This window comes from Paenibacillus oryziterrae, assembly GCF_042610485.1.
Lineage (GTDB): Bacteria > Bacillota > Bacilli > Paenibacillales > Paenibacillaceae > Paenibacillus_AQ.
On the sequence record NZ_JBGJZO010000010.1, the window covers coordinates 107,178 to 127,451 of the forward strand.

At 49.4% G+C, this 20,274-nt stretch carries 21 protein-coding genes; 2 read left to right on the plus strand and 19 right to left on the minus strand.

The features are described from left to right. Positions 1-67 precede the first annotated feature (67 nt). On the plus strand, positions 68-967 hold the full coding sequence (locus ACAN55_RS13025; protein ID WP_379133136.1) for an SDR family oxidoreductase: 900 nt from the start codon (positions 68-70) through the stop codon (positions 965-967). 71 nt (positions 968-1,038) lie between these two features. Here ACAN55_RS13025 and ACAN55_RS13030 read toward each other — a convergent pair whose 3' ends face one another. The 12 genes from ACAN55_RS13030 to ACAN55_RS13085 all read right to left on the minus strand — a co-directional run bounded on the left by ACAN55_RS13030 (position 1,039) and on the right by ACAN55_RS13085 (position 9,841). Next, complete coding sequence (locus ACAN55_RS13030) at positions 1,039-1,965, minus strand: 5'-3' exonuclease (protein WP_379133138.1); 927 nt, start codon at positions 1,963-1,965, stop codon at positions 1,039-1,041. A 14-nt stretch (positions 1,966-1,979) separates the two neighbouring features. Further along, positions 1,980-2,366, minus strand: a complete 387-nt coding sequence (locus ACAN55_RS13035; protein ID WP_379133141.1) for an arsenate reductase family protein — start codon at positions 2,364-2,366, stop codon at positions 1,980-1,982. A gap of 226 nt (positions 2,367-2,592) precedes the next feature. Beyond that, on the minus strand, positions 2,593-3,579 hold the full coding sequence (locus tag ACAN55_RS13040) for an RluA family pseudouridine synthase (protein ID WP_379133143.1): 987 nt from the start codon (positions 3,577-3,579) through the stop codon (positions 2,593-2,595). Position 3,580: 1 nt separating this feature from the next. Next, the gene (locus tag ACAN55_RS13045) at positions 3,581-4,144 is read right to left on the minus strand and encodes a cob(I)yrinic acid a,c-diamide adenosyltransferase (RefSeq protein WP_379133146.1); all 564 of its coding nucleotides are present in this window, start codon (positions 4,142-4,144) and stop codon (positions 3,581-3,583) included. Positions 4,145-4,177: 33 nt separating this feature from the next. Beyond that, complete coding sequence (locus tag ACAN55_RS13050; RefSeq protein WP_379133149.1) at positions 4,178-4,732, minus strand: type 2 periplasmic-binding domain-containing protein; 555 nt, start codon at positions 4,730-4,732, stop codon at positions 4,178-4,180. 133 nt (positions 4,733-4,865) lie between these two features. After that, positions 4,866-6,098: an MFS transporter gene (locus ACAN55_RS13055; protein ID WP_379133152.1), complete on the minus strand. Its 1,233-nt coding sequence runs from the start codon at positions 6,096-6,098 to the stop codon at positions 4,866-4,868. Positions 6,099-6,230: 132 nt separating this feature from the next. Next, positions 6,231-6,725 (minus strand): MarR family transcriptional regulator, encoded by a 495-nt coding sequence (locus ACAN55_RS13060; protein ID WP_379133155.1) that lies wholly within the window; start codon positions 6,723-6,725, stop codon positions 6,231-6,233. Positions 6,726-6,811: 86 nt separating this feature from the next. Continuing rightward, on the minus strand, positions 6,812-7,063 hold the full coding sequence (locus tag ACAN55_RS13065; protein ID WP_379133158.1) for an aspartyl-phosphate phosphatase Spo0E family protein: 252 nt from the start codon (positions 7,061-7,063) through the stop codon (positions 6,812-6,814). Positions 7,064-7,192: 129 nt separating this feature from the next. Further along, complete coding sequence (locus ACAN55_RS13070; protein ID WP_379133161.1) at positions 7,193-8,410, minus strand: aminotransferase class I/II-fold pyridoxal phosphate-dependent enzyme; 1,218 nt, start codon at positions 8,408-8,410, stop codon at positions 7,193-7,195. A 13-nt stretch (positions 8,411-8,423) separates the two neighbouring features. Beyond that, complete coding sequence (locus tag ACAN55_RS13075) at positions 8,424-8,924, minus strand: Lrp/AsnC family transcriptional regulator (protein ID WP_379133164.1); 501 nt, start codon at positions 8,922-8,924, stop codon at positions 8,424-8,426. A 245-nt stretch (positions 8,925-9,169) separates the two neighbouring features. After that, on the minus strand, positions 9,170-9,556 hold the full coding sequence (locus tag ACAN55_RS13080; RefSeq protein WP_379133166.1) for a spore coat protein: 387 nt from the start codon (positions 9,554-9,556) through the stop codon (positions 9,170-9,172). Between the two features lie 48 nt (positions 9,557-9,604). Beyond that, positions 9,605-9,841 (minus strand): hypothetical protein, encoded by a 237-nt coding sequence (locus ACAN55_RS13085; protein WP_379133169.1) that lies wholly within the window; start codon positions 9,839-9,841, stop codon positions 9,605-9,607. Between the two features lie 175 nt (positions 9,842-10,016). Between ACAN55_RS13085 and ACAN55_RS13090 the strand changes: the two genes are divergently transcribed. Next, a complete protein-coding gene (locus tag ACAN55_RS13090; RefSeq protein ID WP_379133171.1) occupies positions 10,017-11,252 on the plus strand; it encodes an NAD(P)/FAD-dependent oxidoreductase in 1,236 nt (411 codons plus the stop codon). 64 nt (positions 11,253-11,316) lie between these two features. Here ACAN55_RS13090 and ACAN55_RS13095 read toward each other — a convergent pair whose 3' ends face one another. The 7 genes from ACAN55_RS13095 to ACAN55_RS13125 all read right to left on the minus strand — a co-directional run bounded on the left by ACAN55_RS13095 (position 11,317) and on the right by ACAN55_RS13125 (position 20,123). Further along, positions 11,317-12,855, minus strand: coding sequence for a flavocytochrome c (locus tag ACAN55_RS13095; protein WP_379133174.1), 1,539 nt, complete (start codon positions 12,853-12,855; stop codon positions 11,317-11,319). 107 nt (positions 12,856-12,962) lie between these two features. Next, positions 12,963-13,679, minus strand: coding sequence for a response regulator (locus tag ACAN55_RS13100; RefSeq protein ID WP_379133177.1), 717 nt, complete (start codon positions 13,677-13,679; stop codon positions 12,963-12,965). Beyond that, entirely contained in the window at positions 13,676-15,289 is a 1,614-nt protein-coding gene (gene dcuS / locus ACAN55_RS13105; protein WP_379133180.1) for a DcuS/MalK family sensor histidine kinase, read from the minus strand. The genes ACAN55_RS13100 and dcuS overlap by 4 nt, the downstream gene beginning before the upstream one ends. Before the next feature lie 41 nt (positions 15,290-15,330). Continuing rightward, on the minus strand, positions 15,331-16,545 hold the full coding sequence (locus ACAN55_RS13110; protein WP_379133183.1) for an MFS transporter: 1,215 nt from the start codon (positions 16,543-16,545) through the stop codon (positions 15,331-15,333). A gap of 100 nt (positions 16,546-16,645) precedes the next feature. After that, a complete protein-coding gene (locus ACAN55_RS13115) occupies positions 16,646-17,179 on the minus strand; it encodes a hypothetical protein (RefSeq protein WP_379133186.1) in 534 nt (177 codons plus the stop codon). A 121-nt stretch (positions 17,180-17,300) separates the two neighbouring features. After that, positions 17,301-17,720, minus strand: a complete 420-nt coding sequence (locus ACAN55_RS13120) for a DUF350 domain-containing protein (RefSeq protein WP_379133189.1) — start codon at positions 17,718-17,720, stop codon at positions 17,301-17,303. 36 nt (positions 17,721-17,756) lie between these two features. Continuing rightward, on the minus strand, positions 17,757-20,123 hold the full coding sequence (locus ACAN55_RS13125) for an endonuclease MutS2 (protein ID WP_379133191.1): 2,367 nt from the start codon (positions 20,121-20,123) through the stop codon (positions 17,757-17,759). Positions 20,124-20,274 lie beyond the last annotated feature (151 nt).

A 20,274-nucleotide genomic window follows, 5' to 3' on the forward strand; every position in this document is an offset into this window, starting at 1 on the left:
TCTGGGCACTCCTTAAGCCGGGATGAATATACTGATTTCAAAATCTTAATCATGAAAGGAAAGAGAAATGAATCCACTTTACCCGTATATCGGCAAAGAAGTCCGCTGCGAAGAAGTGCCAATTGCTTTTCCCGTCCAGCATCAACCCGGGCAGCCGGGGCTGGAATATCTGGTTGTTCCGCGCCCCCTTTATGACAACCCTAATTACAGAGGCAGCGGCAAGCTGCTAAACAAGGTTGCAATTATTACCGGCGGTGATAGTGGAATTGGGCGGGCGGTGGCAGTCGCTTTTGCCAAGGAAGGCGCTGATGTAGCCATACCTTATCTCAACGAACACCGTGATGCGGAGGAGACCCGAGAGGCCATTCATAACTTGGGTCGCCGCTGCCTCCTGATTCCGGGGGATCTGAGAAGTAAGGAAGCTTGCTGCCGCGCCGTTCAAATGACAATAGATTGCTACGGTACAATTGATATCCTTGTCAACAACCACGGTATACAATTTGTCCGAAACTCATATCTGGAGATCAGCGATGAACAGCTGTACAACACATTTAATACGAACATTATCTCCTTCTTTCATCTGACGACCGCTGCCCTGCCTCATATGCGCGCAGGTGCAAGCATTGTCAATACAGCTTCTGTCACCGCTTATGTCGGAGAAGAAACACTCATTGATTATTCCGCTTCCAAAGGGGCAATTGTCAGCTTTACCCGCGCTCTGGCGAACAATGTCGTCGGGCAGGGCATCCGGGTGAACGCGGTCGCTCCCGGCCCGATCTGGACACCGCTGAACCCGGCAACACAACCGCCGGAAGCCATCCGCACGTTCGGAACGAATGTACCTATGAAGCGGGCAGGACAGCCCTATGAGCTGGCACCCGTCTACGTTCTACTTGCTTCGGATGACGGATCCTATATCACAGGCCAGACCATCCATGTTAATGGAGGACAAATGGTGGCCACCTGAATTAGCGGAGAAATAAAAAAAGAAGTACTCCTCAGGTCTGTATAACCCGAGGAATACTTCTATACCTATTCTTAACCCAAATCCCCCAGCTCGATCTGTACGATGCCTTCTTCTTCCTGCACCGCGGAGATCAAATACATCAGGCTGCCGAATTCCAGCTCCTTGAATTTACGTGCCGCTGAATCTCTTGGCAATGCCCAGAGGCATTCAGTCAAGGTGCACACAATCGGCACATCGCAGCGGATCGATGCAAGCTCGCGGGATAAATGCAGCATATCGATATCGGCCTCAATCTTGGCTCTTACACCTTTCGGCAGCAGGTGCAGGTTCTCGATGACACCTTCCACGGTGCCGTAATCGGTCAGCAGCTTCAGCGCCGTCTTCTCACCGATCCCGCGGACGCCGGGATAATTGTCACTTGTGTCCCCCATGAACCCTTTCAGGTCGATGACCTGTGCGGGAGTCAGACCCTTGTCCGCTAACAGCTCCGCCGGATCATACACTTTATAGTTGGAACGGCCTTTTTTCATAATAACGACCTTAACGGTATCATTGACGAGCTGCAGCATATCGTGGTCTCCGGTCAGAATATAGACCTCGGACTCTTCACTAAAGCAAGACGCCAGTGTGCCGATGCAATCATCAGCCTCATAACCAACAAGACCCACGTTGGGTATCCCGAGCTCAGCAACGACCTCTTTGACCAGATCGAACTGCGGGATCAATTCCAGCGGAGGCTCAGCACGGTTCGATTTATACCCGTCATATTTCTCGGTGCGGAACGTGCCTTTGCCCATATCCCAGCAGCACACCACATGAGAAGGCTCAAAGGTAGATACTGCGTCGAAAAAATACTGCAAAAATCCATACACCGCATTCGTCGGCAGTCCCGCACTGGTCTTACGGATGTATCCGCCGTAGGCGGTGGCATAATAGGCCCGGAACAGCAGCGCCATTCCGTCCACGATCATAATCCGGCCCGATGTTTCTGCTGCCATGTGCAACCTCTCCCTTAGTTGTGATTGGCCAGGTGCAACTCTCTGCTCCAGGCTCCAGTATACAAATCTTCCTTGAATCCAACAGTAACCTGTCTACCGTCAGTGACTACGGGACGTTTAATCAGCATGCCATGACTTGCCAGCAGCTCCAACTGCTCCTGCTCATTTAGTTCCGGCAGCTTGCTCTTCAGATCCAGAGCCTTATACACTTCGCCTGAGGTATTAAAAAACTTCTTCAGTTCCAGTCCGCTGTCCGCAACCAGCTTGCGCAGCTCTTCCACCGTTGGCGGCTGCTCGGCTATATTCTGCTGCTCAAGCTCATGCCCTTGGCTTTCAAGCCATTTCACGGCGCTGCGGCAGGTGCTGCATTTAGGATAAAGATATATTTTAAGTGTGGTCATAGTCTCTCCTTACTTAGTCGTGATACCGGCCGCTTCACCGGCGAATTATTCTTCCGATCGCTGTTATCCTCAGATTTCCTGATTTTAACCGCTCTCCGCGGTAGAAATCCGAGGATGGCTTATGCTTCCGATGCGAGCTTTCCTACGGAAAGCTTTCGGGCGAACGCTACGCTTCTCCAGTTCCAAAATTCCTCTTCGTTGTTTCATCGCCGTATTAAATAATAGCCTATTCCCGCTCTGTGTTGCGGGAAAGTAAGGCCTCCAGCGCTGCCATGTCGGGCGGCAGCGGGGCTTCGAAAGTGATCTCACGCTGCAGAATAGGGTGCTTCAGCGTCAGGCGCACGGCGTGCAATGCCTGGCGCGGGATGGCTGCGTCAAGGGCGGCTACGTTTTCCAGCTGGTGAGTTTCCGCTTCGGACAAATCCCCCCGGCCATAAAGCTCGTGGCGGTACATGCCATCTCCAATCAGCGGGCAGCCGATAGAGGTCATGTGAACGCGGATTTGATGTGTCCGGCCGCTCTCTAGCTTCAGCTCAACACGAGCTCCGTAAGCACCGAATTCTTCTTTGACCATATATCGAGTGAGTGAGGGATAGCCGCTTGGTGTTACGATGCGCCGATGCGGTTCTTCCGGGTCACGGTCAATCGGGCCGTCTATATCTCCAGAAGGGCTCGCGGGTACCCCGTGAACAAAGGCGGTGTAACGCTTATCTACAGTTCCGGCAATCATCTGCTCCGAGATGTGCTGATGAATATACGGATTCTTCGCAATCACTAATACGCCGGAAGTCTCCTGGTCCAGCCGGTGGACAGGGCGAAAGCGGTACTGTTTATTCTGCTGCTCCCAGTAATGAACGACCCCATTGGCAAGCGTGCCGGTATAATGTCCATGAGTGGGATGAACAATGATCCCTGCCGCTTTATTGACGACGAGCAAATGCTCATCTTCATAGAGGATTTCAATGGGAACCGGCTCAGGCAAAATATCTGCCGACGTCTCAATCTCCATACGGATCTGGACAGTATCTCCGGCGCGGACCCGTACACTGATATAGACCCGTTCACCATTCAGCGTAATTCCCTGCTCCGTCATTTTTATGCGGGACAGTAATTTGCGCGAAACGTCCATCCGCTTCTGCAGGATCGTCTTCAGAATCCAGTCGTCTTCTTCAGGCGGTACAATATAAGTAATGGGTGCATAGTAACTGCTCATCTCAGTTGCGGAACACCTTTTTGCTTCGTACATACTCTACGTCAGCAATTCCTTCGCGTGTATTGACTGCCCGGGCAAGGGCGAAGAAATAATCCGAAAGCCGGTTCAGATACACTACGGCCTCCCAGTTAATATCCGCACTACGCGAGAGTGTCACCGCGCGCCGCTCTGCGCGGCGGCAGACGGTGCGGCAGACATGTACCACTGAAGCAAGCTGACTGCCTCCCGGCAGGATAAAGCGCTCAAGCTTGGGATTTCCCTCCTGAAGACTGTCAATCCAGCCCTCCAGTCTCTCTGCCATTTCCGCTTTTACTTTATATTTGCTTTCACTGAGCTTCACAAATGCCAGGTCCGATCCGCAGTCGAACAGCTCATGCTGAATTTCCAGCAGCTGTTCACGCACATCCGCAAATTTGTCGTCATCCATTAGGCTATGGGCCTGCCCTACAAAGCTATTCAGTTCGTCGATTGTGCCATATGCCTCAACCCGTACATCATCCTTGCTTACCCGGCCGCCAATAACCGAGGTCTCCCCTTTATCACCTGTTCGTGTGTAGATCGCCATAGGTTCATCCTCCTGTGTATGAAAGTCTGGGCCTTATTCCATCATGGCCTTAATCGCCGCAGCGCTATGTTCCAGGCTGTCTGTGGATACAGCCACCGTGACAAATAAATCGTCAGGTGCGAATCCTGCGTCCTTGAACATTTTCAGCTTCGAGGCGGGTATGGCATAAAGATGCTTCTCCTGCCGCAGTTCTTCTTCACCCTCTACGCTAACTCCGCCTTCAAAGACGCCTTCCGGGAATTCTTCTGCGGAGAAATAATCATCGAGCGGCAAGTTCGCGCCACTTTTCCCGAAATTCATTACATCTTCTTTGTTTAAAATCATAATGTCGTTCATACCCGCAGCGTACTCCACAACTAACTTCGTATTGTTGTACATGGCGCTCTCGATAAATTCCACTTTCAAATCAGGGCCCAGCTTGTCCTTCAGTTGCTTCCCCAGCGTCTCCCCAATGGTTCCCGGGCTTCCCGCTTGGTCCATCATAAAGATCGTTACCGTATTCTTGTCATTGCCTCCGCTGCAGCCGGACAGCACCGCCACCAGCACCAGTAGCAGGGCAATACTCATTCCTTTCAACTTTCCGCTCAAACAGACTTCCCCCTTAAAAAATCACATAATAATAATGTACCATACTCGACTCTGTTTGTAAGGCAGTCTCTTCTTTCCAGCTTATATGTCCATACAAAAAAACCGGCTGAGTTGAGCTCAACCGGGTGTGAATTTACTTATTTATGTACGTACCTCTATACAATACGGGTATTGCCGCTGCTACAAGGATCATCCCCATAAAGGCTGGCGCGGAATGACCAACCGATACATAGATTTGACCTCCGATAATAGGCCCTATGATTCTTGCTAATGCCTGAATAGATTGGCTGCCTCCTTGAATCCTTCCTTGCTCACTGGAATCCGCAGACTTGGAGAGCATGCCATTAAATGAGGGTCCGAAGATCGAATCACCAAAACCAAAGATAAACATTCCGGCGATAACCAGAGGATAGAAAGAGAATAAAGCAGATAGCGCAATAAGAGTGTACCCTATAATCTCCGAAGCCATTCCAAGAATCGCTATCTGTGCATCACTCAGTTTCTTAAGTAGCTTGGGCATGATGAAGCCTTGGGAGATGATATCTTGGACGCCCATGATTGAGAACATAAGTCCGATTAGTGCCGGCGCCCACTTAAACGTATCTACTGTAAATTGTGAAAAAACCGCCTGTAAAGATCCGTTAGGTATCCAAAGCAGGAACGCCGAGACCAGCAGTCTCTTTAACTTTTTCACGGAGAGTACGTTTACAAGCTGTATGAATGGATTCAGTCTTACTAGGGTAATCTTCTTCAGTCTATGATTCTGATCAAGGCTCTCAGACATAAACAAGAATCCAAAAACAACATTCAATAAAGTTATGGCTGCTGCAACAAACATGGGTACTGAATAACCAAACTTGGCTAGTAATCCACCCATAGTTGGTCCAATGGCGGAGCCTACACCTGCAACCGCACTCATCCACCCAAAGTATTTGGTGCGCTGCTGGCTAGGAGTGATGTCTGCAAAATAGGCGAAGAGGGTGCTGATGACCCCGCCTGCTATCCCCTCTATGATGCGCCCGGCAAACAGTACCCATAGCGCTCCTCCGATACCGAAAACGATGTACCCGATTGCGGAACCCAAAAGGCACATTAAGAGCAACGGACGACGGCCATATCTGTCACTCAAAGCTCCAAGCCCGGGAGCCGCAAAAAACACGCAGAATGCATAAACAGAGGTCAGCAGTGTAACAACTACAGCTTGATTCCCCGGATTAGTATAAGGCTGCACCAGGAATGGGACGACAGGTGCTATGATACTGAAGCCTATTCCGCATAGAAATACAGACATAAGACCAAATATTAGAGCCTTTTTATCTACGGCTTGTTCTGTCTTCTGTTCATGATGTGATCTAGATTTAAACACTTGAATTCTCTCCTTACATCATCATTTTCCTTCCATGGAAACAAAAATATCATATCATCATTTTGTTTCCTTGGCAACAAAAAATGACCAAAAAAAATGCAGCCTTTCTCAAAAGAGCCTGGCTGCCTGTGGTTAATCTTCATTATTTACATTAATTTCAGACTTCAAATCAAGTCCCTGCTTCTTTATTTCTGCATCCAAGTGCCTGCTATACTTTTCTATGAAGCGAAGCATACTGTCATATTGTGCCTCGGTTACCTGCTCAAATACGGCTTTATCCCGCTCCCGAAACTCCCTGTGCAGATCATCATGGATTTGATAAATGACTTTCCCTTGCTCAGTTAGCCTAAAATAGATTTCTTTCTTGTTATCCGGCTTTTGGTAGCTTTCGATAATGCCTTTTTGTATCAGTTTTTTCGTTATTTTACTGATCGCACCACTGGTCATATAAAGGGACTCCGCCAGTTTCGTCACGTTGGAGTCTACATTTCGTTCAATGTATTCGATGCAATGTACTTCAGAAGACTTATAACCCTTAAGACTATCTTCCATCTTGTATTTATTAAGCCAAGCCATCTTGTTGAATAAGTCCCTGAAACTCGTCATGACCTGATCTTCTTTGTTCATGATCTGCCCTCCCGCCGCTGTCGCATTAACAAGATTATTGTTCTTATAAAAAAGAGGGCCCAGTGGACCCTCCCTGTCATCCCCAATTATTTATTACAGAAACGCAACTTCATATACTCATTTATTTTCAAATCCAAAAGACTGCTTATCTCAACGACGATGTCCGAAGTAAATGACTTTTCCTGTACAAATAATTGTTCCATTCTGCCTCGAAGTACCCTTATTTCATCTTCTAGAGAGGGACCGCGCAGAGGGGTGTCTCCCTTGGCAGTTCGTTTTCCGTTTCCCGAAAAATATTCCCTGCCAAATGAAGGTACATGATAATCGGCAATCAGCACAATCATCCCTCCTATAAAGTTTAAGAAGTACTTTCCGTCTCAATACTTTACACTAGTACAAGTCTGGACTTACTTCCGAAGTAAAATTATACCATAAAAAGTATAAATTCGCCACTGTTTAAAGGAAATTTATTCTCGCTCCAGCTTAAGCTGTTGTACGAAGCTGCCGATACGTTCCAAAGCCTCGTTCAATTGTGCGACAGAGGTGGCGTAGGAACAACGCAGGTATCCTTCGCCTCCCAAGCCGAATACACTTCCGGGAACTGCAGCCACTTTATATTCACGCAGCAGCCGCTGTGCGAATTCGTCAGAGGTTAGTCCTGTCGCCTGAATACTTGGAAATGCGTAGAACGCCCCCTGCGGCTCATGGCAGACCAATCCGGCATCCCGCAGCCCTTTAACGATCAGCCGCCGGCGCTGGTTATAGGAATCTGCCATCCGGTCCTTTTCTTCCAAGCCGTTAGTCAACGCTTCAAGTGCTGCCACTTGACCCATCGATGGTGCACACATAACAGTATATTGATGGATCTTGAGCATTGCTGAAATAATCTCCGGATGACCACAGGCATAACCCATTCTCCATCCTGTCATAGCAAAAGCTTTGGAGAACCCGCTGACCAGAATGGTACGGTCCATCATACCCGGCAGCGAGGCAAAACTCACATGGTTGCTGCCGTAGGTCAACTCCGCATAAATCTCATCGGAGATCACGATCAGATCATGCTTCTCGACCACTTTGGCAATCGGCTCCCAATCCTCCCGGGTCATGATCGCTCCTGTCGGATTGCTAGGATAACACAGGATCAGAATTTTGGAGCGAGGGGTAATCTTGGCTTCCAGCCCCTCGGCTGTCAGCTTGAAGTTATTCTCGCCAAACGTTTCAATACCTACCGGTACTCCTCCGCCTATGGATGTAATCGGTGAATAGGAGATATAACAAGGCTCCGGAATCAGGATCTCATCACCCGGGGCAATCAGCGCACGCAGGGCAAGGTCAATCGCCTCACTGCCGCCTACAGTAGCAATAATCTGATTGGCCGGATTATAATCTACTGCGAACCGGTTATGCAGATAATTGGCAATCCCTTCCCGAAGCTCCGGCATTCCCGCATTAGAGGTATATCCAGTGAATCCTTTTTCAAGTGAATACACACATGCTTCTCTGACATGCCAGGGTGTTTTGAAATCCGGTTCCCCTACACCCAGAGAAATAATATCTTTGCTGCCCACAGCCAAATCAAAAAACTTGCGGATACCTGAAGGCTGAATCTGCTGCACCAAGGGGGCCAAATAGGAATTCATCGATTTCGTATTCTCTCCGGCAAGCTGTCCTTTATTCGTGATCATCGTTCAACTTCCTTTACGGAGAGATCATCAGACGGTTGTCTTCCTCGTGTTCCTCGAAGATAATTCCGTCCTGTTTGTATTTTTTAAGCGTAAAATTCGTTTTGGTAGACAGCACTGAATCGATAGGCGACAACTTCTCGGAGACGAAGTTAGCGACCTCTCTCAGATTGCGGCCTTCCACTTCAACCAGCAGATCATATGCACCGGACATGAGATATACGGATTTCACCTGCGGGTACAAATAGATCCGCTCGGCAATCCCTTCAAAACCCCGTCCGCGTTCAGGTGTGATCTGAACTTCAATCAGTGCGGTTACTCTTTCATCGTCTACTTTATCCCAATTGACGACCGTCGCATATTTGACAATGACATGATCTTTCTCCATCTGTTCAATCACGGCTTTGACGTCGTCTACTTCCGCTCCCAGCAGGGTGGCCATCAGCTCCGCAGAGCTTCTCGCATCTTCCTTAAGCAGTTCCAGCACTTTCCTCTTCAACTCGTTCATATCTTCCATGCCTTCCCTCCGGGATAGTTCGCAGCTGCCGCAAATGCTTTTATGCCGCCCGCGAAAAGATTTAATACTAATATGACATGAAAATGGCAACTCTGCAAACAAGTTCTGTTTATAAATATGCAAAAAAACCGCCCGTTTTCCGCAGTATCCGGCATGAACGGGCGATTTATATCAGATGTCCTTAGGTTTGTGTAATTCTGACCGCAGACGGCAAGCCTGCCGGCTTCATCCGGTGCGGATCGGGGTTACATATAATAAGGGTTTTGCACGTTGGCCTGATGCAGCGGAACGTTGCTCTGTTGAGTGTACATACCGCTTCCGCCTGTTTTTTGCTGCACGAACTGCTGGCATTTTTGCTGAGTCTGCTGGGCGCTTTGAATTTGTTTGTCCACGTCCTGGCGAAGCGCCTTGCATGGAGCGGTATACATATTCATCTGCGACATATGGGTATACAGCTCCCCTTGAAGACGGAGAGTATCCATTGTCAGGTCATTGAATGCCCGGCGCACAGTCGGACAATTCGACTCCGTTGCAGCTGTAGTATACTCGCGGACTGTCCGCTTCAAATCAGCCAAAATAGTATTAAGCAAATCTTCATCCGGCATAAATGCCGATGTATTTTGTGCGTACACGGTTAATTACCTCCCTGAAGTATAATTTAATTCTATTTGTTGTATGGCCTATTGTTGCGGCTGTGTCGGAGCGTATTGCTGGTGGTGCTGGAGCAATTGGATCAATGTGCCCATATGGTGGGTATGGCTTTGAAGATGCTGCATACAGATCTGGCGCACTGCTGAATTCTGCGTGGTTCCCGCTGTTGCTGCAAGCTGTTTGATGAGAAGATCCTCGTTTGAAATGGAATCAGAGATATACTCCAGCTCTTTTCCGCTTAGCGGCTGCATTTGTGTAGATTGCATGTTTCTTGTTCCCTCCTTAGATTTCGTGGTCCAAACAAGGTTTAGTATGGCGCATTGTCCATTCGTTTATGTGTGATAATGCACAAGAGATATCGATGATTCTTAGTTCCCCGCACATCAGCAGCAGTATTCCTGCCCATACTAAAGGCCAGAGCCCATAAAGGAGAGTACCCATATGAACCTAATCAGCGGACAATCACCCTGGAGTCATACTTTGCCGAATCCCCCTGCCTATGGCACTTTACAAGCTGATGCATACTGTGATTGTCTTGTCATCGGTGGCGGAATGGGAGGTGCTATGGCCTCTTACCGGTTGTCCTCAAGCGGGGCCAATGTGATTCTTATTGATAAAAGAACCGTTGGCGGCGGCAGCACCCATGCCAATACCGGTCTGCTGCAAATCGCCAACGACAAATCGCTCACTTCCTGCATCAATACCTTCGGGAAAGAACATGGGGTATTGTTCTATAACCTTTGCCGCAAAGGGCTGCAAGCCATTCTTGAACTACCTGGCAAGCTGGATATGGATCCGCAGATCTTCCCGCGCAGCAGCTTGCTGTATGCGAGTGTGCCTGAAGATGTCCCTGTCTTGCGGATGGAATATGAGAATCTGGTGGCTAACGGCTTTGAGACCGCGTTTTGGGAGGAAAGTCAGGTAGCTGCTCATTATTCTTTTACTAGACCTGCAGCGCTCTATTCGAATGGTGATGCAGAGACCAATCCGTTCCGGACCGTACACAGCCTGATCCATAAGGCACACTCTCAAGGCCTACAAGTCTATGAGCACACAGAAGCGAAGCATTTGGAGTTTAAAGAGGACGAGGTAATCTGTCACACGGCGAATGGTCGGATCTTTGCAAAGAACATTATTTTTGCGATGGGCTATGAGACACAGGAGATGAAGAAAGACCGGGGGGCTGAGCTGATTAATACGTACGCCATAATGACCCGCCCTTTAAAGGTATTTCCCAAATGGCATGAACGAACCCTGATCTGGGAGACGGCACGGCCTTATCTGTATTTCCGGACGACTCCGGATGGACGTATTATCGCCGGAGGCAAGGACGAACCGCTGACCGATAAGGAACGCCGCGACGTAAGAGTTATTTCCCAGGGCCAGAAACTTCTGTTGGAAATAGAGAAATTATTCCCTGAAACCCGGGGGTTGGAGCTGGAATATGCCTGGGGGGCAGTGTTCGGTACATCCCGGGACGGGCTTCCGTTCATCGGGCCGCACCCGAAGTATCCGCATTGTTATTTTGTCGAGGGGTATGGCGGTAACGGCACTGTCTACAGTATGATCGCCGCCGAGCTGCTGGCAGATACACTAGCCGGTCGTCACAGGCCGGAGCTTGATTTGTTCTCACTGACCCGTTCCTCAAAGCCTTCACCAGCAGAATCGAATTCTTAACAAAAGGCACCCCCAAGTGATTTGGGGGTGCCTTATATTACGCCGGATCAATCCAGCGCCTGAATTATTTTGCTGTTACGAATTCAGCCGATTTAATCCCTGCTTGACGGCCGAAAATAATAATTTCTGCAACGGAGTTGCCTCCGATGCGGTTTTGACCGTGCAGTCCGCCAGTGATTTCTCCCGCCGCGAAAAGACCCGGAATAGGTTTGCCGTTCTTATCGAGAACTTCAGTATTCGTGTTAATCTTCACTCCACCCATGGTGTAGTGAACTCCGGGACCGATTTGAATGGCGTAATAAGGTGCGCCTGACAGATCGTTGTCCATCCCTGTTGTTCTGCCGAATTCGGCATCCTTTTTACCTGCCACACTGCTGTTCCATGTACCCAGTGTCGCTTTTAATTGATCCGCAGGAACATTCATTTCTGCAGCCAGCGCCTCAATCGTGTCGGCTGTTTTGACAAAGCCCATTTTCTCATATTGCAGAACGGCTTTAACACGGGATTTCACGCCGGAATCAAATACAAGATACGCTGATTTCTCAGGAAGTGTATTGATTGCAGCGGTAACTTTATCGCGGGTATCCAGTTCATTGGTGAAACGGGTGCCTTCACTGGAAACAAGGATTGCACCTTCTCCGCGGACAGCTTCCCCGATCAGATAAGATTTCTCCTGTTGCACGGTCGGGTGAACCTGGATTTGATCCATATCAACCGTTGTTCCACCTACTTGTTCGATCATCCGGATTCCGTCGCCGGTGCTACCGATCTGGTTGGTGGTTACGTACCCCTTCAAATCAGGTCTTACTGCCTCAATCATTTCCTTATTGGCACCGAAGCCGCCGGTAGTTACAACGACTGCTTTGGCTTCAATCGTTTTCTCATCAGTTTGGTTGAACAACACTTTGACGCCGTTCACTGTGCCGTCTTTTTGCGTGATTTCCTTCACGTCGGCATTTACAAACAGAGGAATACCTTTTTCTTGCAGGTTCTTAACCAGACCTTTAACCAGATATTGTCCAACCGCAGAGCCATCTTCAGGACGGTGTGTCCGTTTCTCGTTCATTCCGCCTGTGATGGTGATATTGTTCAAACGGATGCCGATGGAATCCAGCCAATCAATGGCGCTCGCTGAATTATCAACGAAGAAACGGAGCATTTCTGTGTCGTTCGTATCATGTCCGCCTTTTAAGGTCTCTTCATAAAACAAATCATTGCTGTCTTCAATGCCTTGTTTCTTCTGGAACTTCGTCTCCGATGCATTCATCCCCGAAGAAGATTTGGTCGTATTCCCGCCGGCAACCGGCATTTTCTCGAGAATAACCGGATTCAAGCCTTTGGCTTTGGCTTCGAGTGCGGCCGACATACCAGCACCGCCACCACCGACAATGATGATATCATATTTATCTTTAAGCTGATCATACGGAGTATAGCTTGCTTCGGATGCTCCCGAAACGGCTTCTGTTTTAGTCTCAGTTCCCTTGCTCTTGTTCTCATTGCTGCTGTTACTGTTGCTGCTGTTACTGGTGCTGTTGCCGCATCCTGCGATAACGAGCATAAATGTAAGAACGAGAATAAGAGCAGCTGCTGCTTTATTTTTCATGTTAAACCCTTGCCCCCTTGTGCATATTTTCACAATTATCATAGCGGCAAAGGCAGTACTCTTGGAAGTTTACGTAATTAAAGAAAACGTTTTGTAACTAAAGTAACTCATAAATATTTAGTGATGATTTCAGGACCCTCTGGGGTAATGCTGTATTTATATAGCGGCCTGCCTATCGCACCATAGTTAATATCCATGGCAAGAATTCCGGCATCACTTAAAAAAGCGAGATATTTGCGCACGGAAATACGAGAAATCGGCGCAACAGCAGAAATCTCCTCCGTGGAAAAGGAGTTCCCGGGCAAATTCCGGATCAGCTCCCACAGCGTGAGCAGCGTCTTTCCCGTCAAGCCCTTAGGAAGCTCGGGGCCAGGTGCCGGGCCATCGTCCCTGCGGTGTCCGACCAGCTTGTCCAGCTCTTCCTGCGAAAGATACTCCCTGCGGCTCATCATGGAATACTGCTCGCGATAAGCGGTCAAAGCCTCCTGAAAGCGTGAGAATTCGAACGGCTTAATGAGGTAATCCACCGCACCGAATTGCAGCGCCTTACGGATGCTCGCCTGGTCGCTGGCTGCCGATATGATAATCACATCTACAGTAGAACCGGACTCACGGATGTCTGCCAGCAGCTTCAAGCCATTGGTATGCTGCATGTATATATCCAGCAGAACGAGATCCACCGAATCTTTACGGAGCAGTTCTTCCGCTTCATCTCCTGAGGCCGCCCAGCCTGCATATTCAAAACCTTCAACCTGCTCCACATAATGCCTGTTGAACTTCGCAACCATTGGATCATCTTCAACAATCAGCACTCGGATACTCATCCCGTGTCCTCCTTTGCAGCATAAGGCACAACGGCCTGAAAATGTGTGCCGGATTCCGGTCCGGTGATAAGCGTTAGCGTTCCGTTCAAATGGTCTACACTTCGCTTCACCAGATACAATCCGATTCCCCGGTTCGTACCTTTCGTAGAGAAGCCATGCGTGAAGATATGCTCGCGCAACCTCTCCGGAACTCCGCCGCCTGAATCCTTAACGGTACAAGTCAACTGACCCTGCTCAACTTGAAATGACAATCTGATTTCTTTGAGCGCCCTGTCCTGCAGCGCTTCGATGGCATTATCTAATAAATTGCCCACAATGGTTATCAGCTCGTGGGTTATTTCAGGGTAATCTTCATCCGCTTCAGGCAGGAAGCTGTCCTCCTCCAGAATTAGCTGCACTCCGGCTTCACGGGCTCTGCTCAGCTTGCCGAGCAGAAATCCGGCCATTACCGGGTCCTTCACCTTACGTGTAAGGGAGCCGATATCCTCGTTGTAATGACCCACCGTCTCTGAAACATACTCTACCAGTTCATCATGTAATCCCATATGCGACATTCCCATCACAACATGCAGTTTGTTCATGAATTCATGCGTTTGGGCGCGGAGCGCCTCCGCATACAAGCTGACCCCGGACAGGCGCTGCGCGAGCTGGACCATTTCCGTCTTGTCACGGAATGTGATTACCGCGCCGCTGATAACTTCGTTCACGTGGATGGGCAGGCTATTGGCCAGCAGGCTAATACCGTTCAGGCTGATCTCCTCATCTTGCAAGGCCTGACCTCCCTCCAGTACGTCTCCCAGCCGCAGGTCCGGCCAATAATCCCTGATATCCTGATCTTTGAGGAATCCGCTGCTGTGGGCTCCATACCTCAGCAGCCGTTCGGCTTCCTGGTTCATCAGCGTTATTCTGCCTTGGTCATCCACAGCGATAATTCCCTCTCGCGTGGACTGCAGCATCGCACTCCGTTCTTCCAGCAGTTCCGATATCTGTACAGGTTCCAGTCCGAACATCAGATTCTTAATCTTGCGGGCCAGCAGCATGGCACCAAACGCACCAAGCACCGCACCTAGTGCGAGCGCAGCGGCAATAATCCATTTATTCTGCCCTACATTCTGTTCAACCTTGCTCAATGAGATACCTACTACTACTGCACCGAGCTGAACTCCCCGGCCCGAATAGACCGGCATAAAGGCCCGCACGGATTTACCGAGTACTCCTTCCCCCTCGGAGATGAACATTTCTCCGCGAAGAGCCGCTCCCTCATCACCGCCACGGAATCGCTTGCCGATCTCAGACGGATTCGGATGGGAATAACGGATGCCTTTCATATCGATGACGACGACAAACCGCACGTCGTTAATCCGCTGGATTTTGGCAGCGAACGTACTGATCTCACGGCTCTCCCCCGCTTGAAGACCTTCCTGGACTACAGGTGTGAGTGCTACCGTTCTCGCAATCGCAATCGCCTTGTCCTCCAGACTCCGCCGGGTCTGAGTACCGGTTCGAACACTGAAGATCACATATAACATGAGCAGGATAAGCACCAATACCGCGCAGAACATCAGCGTAATCACCGTACGCAGCCGGTATATCCGTTTTTTTCGATTCACAATAAGTTCTCTCCCAAGTTGTTCCCTATGCTTTAGCCCTTTTAATGCTGCGGTTGTTTCTTCTTGTTGTCAAGTAAAAGCCGGCGCATAAAGAACCATCCCCCAAGCGGCGCAGCCCCTAATCCCAGCATTAATAAGGTAATCGTAAGCGGTGTGCGGCTGAATGAAAGCACGGCAATAAAAATAAGCGTACCTGTGATTCTGCCTGTCATTAAACTGAGCTCACGCAGAACTACAAGCTCTACACGTTTATCTGCGCTTTCGTCGCTTTCCCCCATCAGGTCAAAACTCGCTGAAACCATCGGCAGCATGTATAACGGAATAAAGAGCGATGTGCCGATACCCATAATGAGCAAGGTGCCATAATTGACCTTCCACAGGAGAGGTGTAATGACAGCTACCAGCAATATGCTGCCCGTAAGCATCCCGGCCGAACGATATTTTGGTTTTAACCATTTGCCGGCAGCCCAGTAGCTGAGAAGTGATACCGCCGAAGTGATCCAGATATATTGTGCAAGCCGGCTTTCTTCGCGGGCAGCTATGTATACAAGAAGTCCCAGCAGAAACGAGAATACGCCTTCTCTCAGACCTTGCATGAATAGGCCTGCGGAAGCCTTCCGCCAGTGTCCCCGTTTCATCTTCAACTGCGCCCATGGTTCAAGCCAGCGGTAGACACCCGGACTTTTACGTTTTCGCAGAAAAAAACTTAGGACTGCTGCACCCCCATAAACGCTAAGAGAAAGTATAAAAATAACGCGGTATCCACGGCTTCCCGGCATTCCTGACAGAATCCACCCCGACACCACCGGACCGGCAATCCCGGTAAGCGAACCGAGCAGACCCATCCATCCGTTGTAATGGTCCCGGTTCCCGGCATCCGTAATTTCAAAATATACAATATTAAACGCCAGCCAGAACAGCCCGGATGCGATTCCGAGCATGATTCCCAGCGGCCAAATATAATGTACAGCGTTCTTTTGAAGAAATAATACCGCCATATAAAAAAGGCCCGATACGGCTATTCCTAGCCGCAGGGCATTCATTTTGTTATGCTCTTTCACCCACTTACCGGCGATCCAGAAGCTGAGGCCGAGCGCAAGCTGCTGCGCCAGCGTGAACCAGCCGATCATAAGGTAATCCTGGCGGCTTTTCCACAGGTATACGTTCAGAAAAGTGCCCGACAACGCGCTTGCCAGCACAAACAACCCGTTTGCTGCGAGCAGCAGCAAAGCTTGTCCCTTCTGAGAGCCTTTCATGATATCCCCCTTTGTCCAAGTAACATGCACTTGCTTAACATGCCCTGACAAAGAGAATCCTATCAATGGACTGGAGCATGGGTTCGCACGTTTGGTCCGGTTAGTTCCGGCTGCTTAAATTGCGAACCAGTTGAAGCCGGTCTTCTCTCGCGAGGCTCTGCTGCACATGGAAGCAGGAAGGACATACATATACGTTCAGGGAGAACGGAGCCTTCAGGACCGGACCGCCCAGGGCTTCCGGGGTTTGCGGATGAAAGGCACTGATCTCCTGGGTACCAGACAGCAGCAGCAGCTCATGGCATTGAGGACATTCCGGCGCTTCCTCCTGCTCCGTAAGAATAGCCGATACATTGGCATCATAACTACTCAGATCATATTCATCCCGATACTGCTCAAGAGTGTTATAGATCGGCACTACGCTGACATCATCATCGTCCCATAAATTCTCAGCATCCGCCGTCTCTTGCACGGGTTCATCGAACTCAACAGCTTCATCCTCCAGATTATCCATACTGATGTTGACCGTACGGTACCCCTTCAGCTCATTATTACAATGTGGACAGGTATCTTCCGGCCCAAATTCTTCATCCCATACAATTTCCGTATCACACCAAGGACATACTGTCGTTTCCATCATCATGTTCTCCTTCTTGTCTTACAATAATTTAGTTCAACGTTAAATAAATAATACCGGCACCTATAAAAGCGATAGCGAATATAAACAGGACGCGGATCAAAATCTTCATGAATTCCTCCTAAAGGATAGCGGCACCTATAACATATGAAAGTGAGACCGAAATAAGCATAGCGGTCATTCCAACTGCACGATTGTCTGCAGCAATCTCATCGTCAATAGAGAAGACGGGCGTGAGAAATTCGAAGAGGAAATAAGCAAGCAGCAGCAGCAAAAAACCTACAACCGACCATTTCATCGTTTCGTAAATGGAGACTCCGGATTCAATACTGAACCGCAGTATGTTGCAGATTCCGAATATTTTCCCGCCCGTTGCCATGGCAGCCGCCAAATTGCCTTTGCGGATCTCTTCCCAGCAATTATATTTGGTGACCAATTCAAAAAAGGACAAAAATACAACCAGCCCCAAAACAGCCACAGCAAAATAACCTAGCAGAGACCCCAGCGGATAAGCCAGCCACTGATCAATACTGTCTTGCATAACATTTCCCCTTCTTTCCGCCGGACAGAAAGAGCGCTACTGCAGCTCTGCTACCGTTACGCCTGCTCCGCCTTCATTGTAATTTCCAAGCCGGTAGCTTTTGATATACCGGTGCTTGCGCAGATAATCCTGGATGCCGGAGCGCAATATCCCAGTACCTTTACCATGAATAATATAGATTTGACCCAGATTGCCGAGGAATGCTTCATCAATAAACCGGTCAGTCGCCATAATGGCTTCCTCAAGGTTAGCGCCCCGAAGATCCAGCTCGCTGCGGATATTCTCGTCCCGGGTCCGTTTCACGGTAGTCGCGTGACGTATGGACTCAAGAGCCGCAGGTTTCGCCGGTTTCAATAACTCCAAATCATCCATGCGTACCTTCATCTTCATAATGCCGAGCTGGACGAGAGCTTCCTTACCGCCGCTGAGTTCAACCACATGCCCTTTTTGGTTCAGGCTGTATACCATGACCTCATCACCAGGCTGAATTTCCCGCGGAGGTTTCGCCGCTGTACGTGAGACTTCTTTCTTGCGCTGCTCGGGAGCCGCTTCATCCAGTCTCCGTCGGGCTTCGATGAGCTTATGCTCCTTAACGGAGGCACCTTCCTCCAAGGCGAGCTGACGAAGATCCCTGATAATCTCTTCGGCTTCCTTACGCGCCTTGTCGAGAATAGCGGCAGCATCCTTCTCCGCTTTCTCCAGCCGTTTGTCGCGCTGGCTCTCCAGCTTCTCGATCTCCTTCTGTTGCCTGTTGCGCAGCTCTTCGGTTTCACGCCGTAAACCCTCAGCTTTCTCACGCTCAACTTCGGCGGTCAGCCTGTTCTCTTCCAGGGAAGCAATCATATGCTCTACACGCATGTCCTCTTCCTTAACTTCTCCGCGGGCATGCTCAAGGATCGCTCCAGGCAATCCAAGACGCTCGGCAATGGCGAACGCGTTACTCCGTCCGGGAACGCCGATGAGCAGTCGGTAAGTCGGGCTTAAGGATTGAACATCAAACTCCATGCTAGCGTTAATGACGCCTTTGCGTTCATAAGCGTAAGCCTTCAGCTCGCTGTAATGAGTGGTAGCAACCATCCGGCACTCAATGCGGTGAATATGCTCGAGTATGGCGATCGCCAGTGCAGATCCTTCCGCAGGATCAGTACCTGCACCCACTTCATCCAGCAAAATAAGGCTTTTGGGCGTCATTTTCTTTAGGATGGAGATAATATTGGTCATATGCGAGGAGAAAGTACTTAAGCTTTGCTCTATGCTTTGTTCGTCACCGATATCGGCGTAAATAGCATCAAATACGCACATCTGGCTGCCTTCCTCTGCCGGTATGAATAATCCGGACATCGACATTAAGCTTAGCAGGCCAATGGTCTTGAGTGTAACCGTCTTACCTCCGGTATTCGGTCCAGTCACGATAATAGAGCTGTATTGATTCCCCAGTTCTACATCGAGTGGAACGACCTGTTCAGTGGCAATCAGCGGATGCCGTCCTTTGCGCAGCTTCAGATAACCTCGGTCATTCATCCGGGGCTGAGAAGCTTTCATATCTCTGGCAAGCCGTGCTTTGGCAAAGATGAAATCCAATTCACCCAGAATATCGAGATCGTATTTCATTTCTTCGGCAATATCGCCCACAAGCGCTGTCAGCCTGTGAAGGATAATTTCAATTTCCCGTTCTTCCCGCAGCCGCGTTTCGCGAAGTTTATTATTCATATTGACGATGGATTCCGGCTCGATAAACAGCGTTGCTCCAGAGCCAGACTGGTCATGAACGATACCGCCGAAATGTGCACGGTATTCCGCTTTAACGGGTATTACGAACCGGTCTCCGCGAATCGTTACCAGCTGATCCTGCAGCATCTTAGCCACAGAGGTGGAACGGATCATGGAGTCCAGCTTCTCGCGGATACGTGCTTCCCCTGTCCGCAGCTCGCGGCGGATAGCAGCAAGCTCCGGGCTTGCCGAATCCATGATATCCGCATTCTCGTCGATACAGGCACGAATGGCGTCCTCGACATGTTTCTGCTCAGAGACCAGGTCACTTAACGCGAACAGAATTTCGATCTTCTCCTCATCATGCAGCGCCGCCACAAAACGCTTCACTCTTCTCCCACCGCCGATCGTATTGCCGACTGCCAGAAGCTCCTGTGTACTCAAGATTCCGCCGATGGAAGCCCGTTTCAGGGCCGCTCCCACATCGGTGACACCACTAAAGGATGGGATGCCTTTCAGACGGTCCACAGTCGCTCCTTCATCCGTTGCCTGCAGAAGTTTCTTGACTCCCTCGAAATCTGCAGAAGGTCTAAGTGTTTCGGCCCGTTCCCGTCCCATCGGGGTTTGAGTATACTGCATCAATTTATTTAAAATCTTGCGATATTCAAGCGTATGCAAAATTTTGTCGTCCAATTACTGTCCAGCTCCCTTCATAGATGAAACCATTATACCGAATTTGTCCGTTTTTCGCTATTTGGATCCCCCAAGCCTTAATCACTTCAAATAACAGGTAATATGCTCAGTTATTATATATTGTCCAGAATAATAATCGATCGGTATTCCG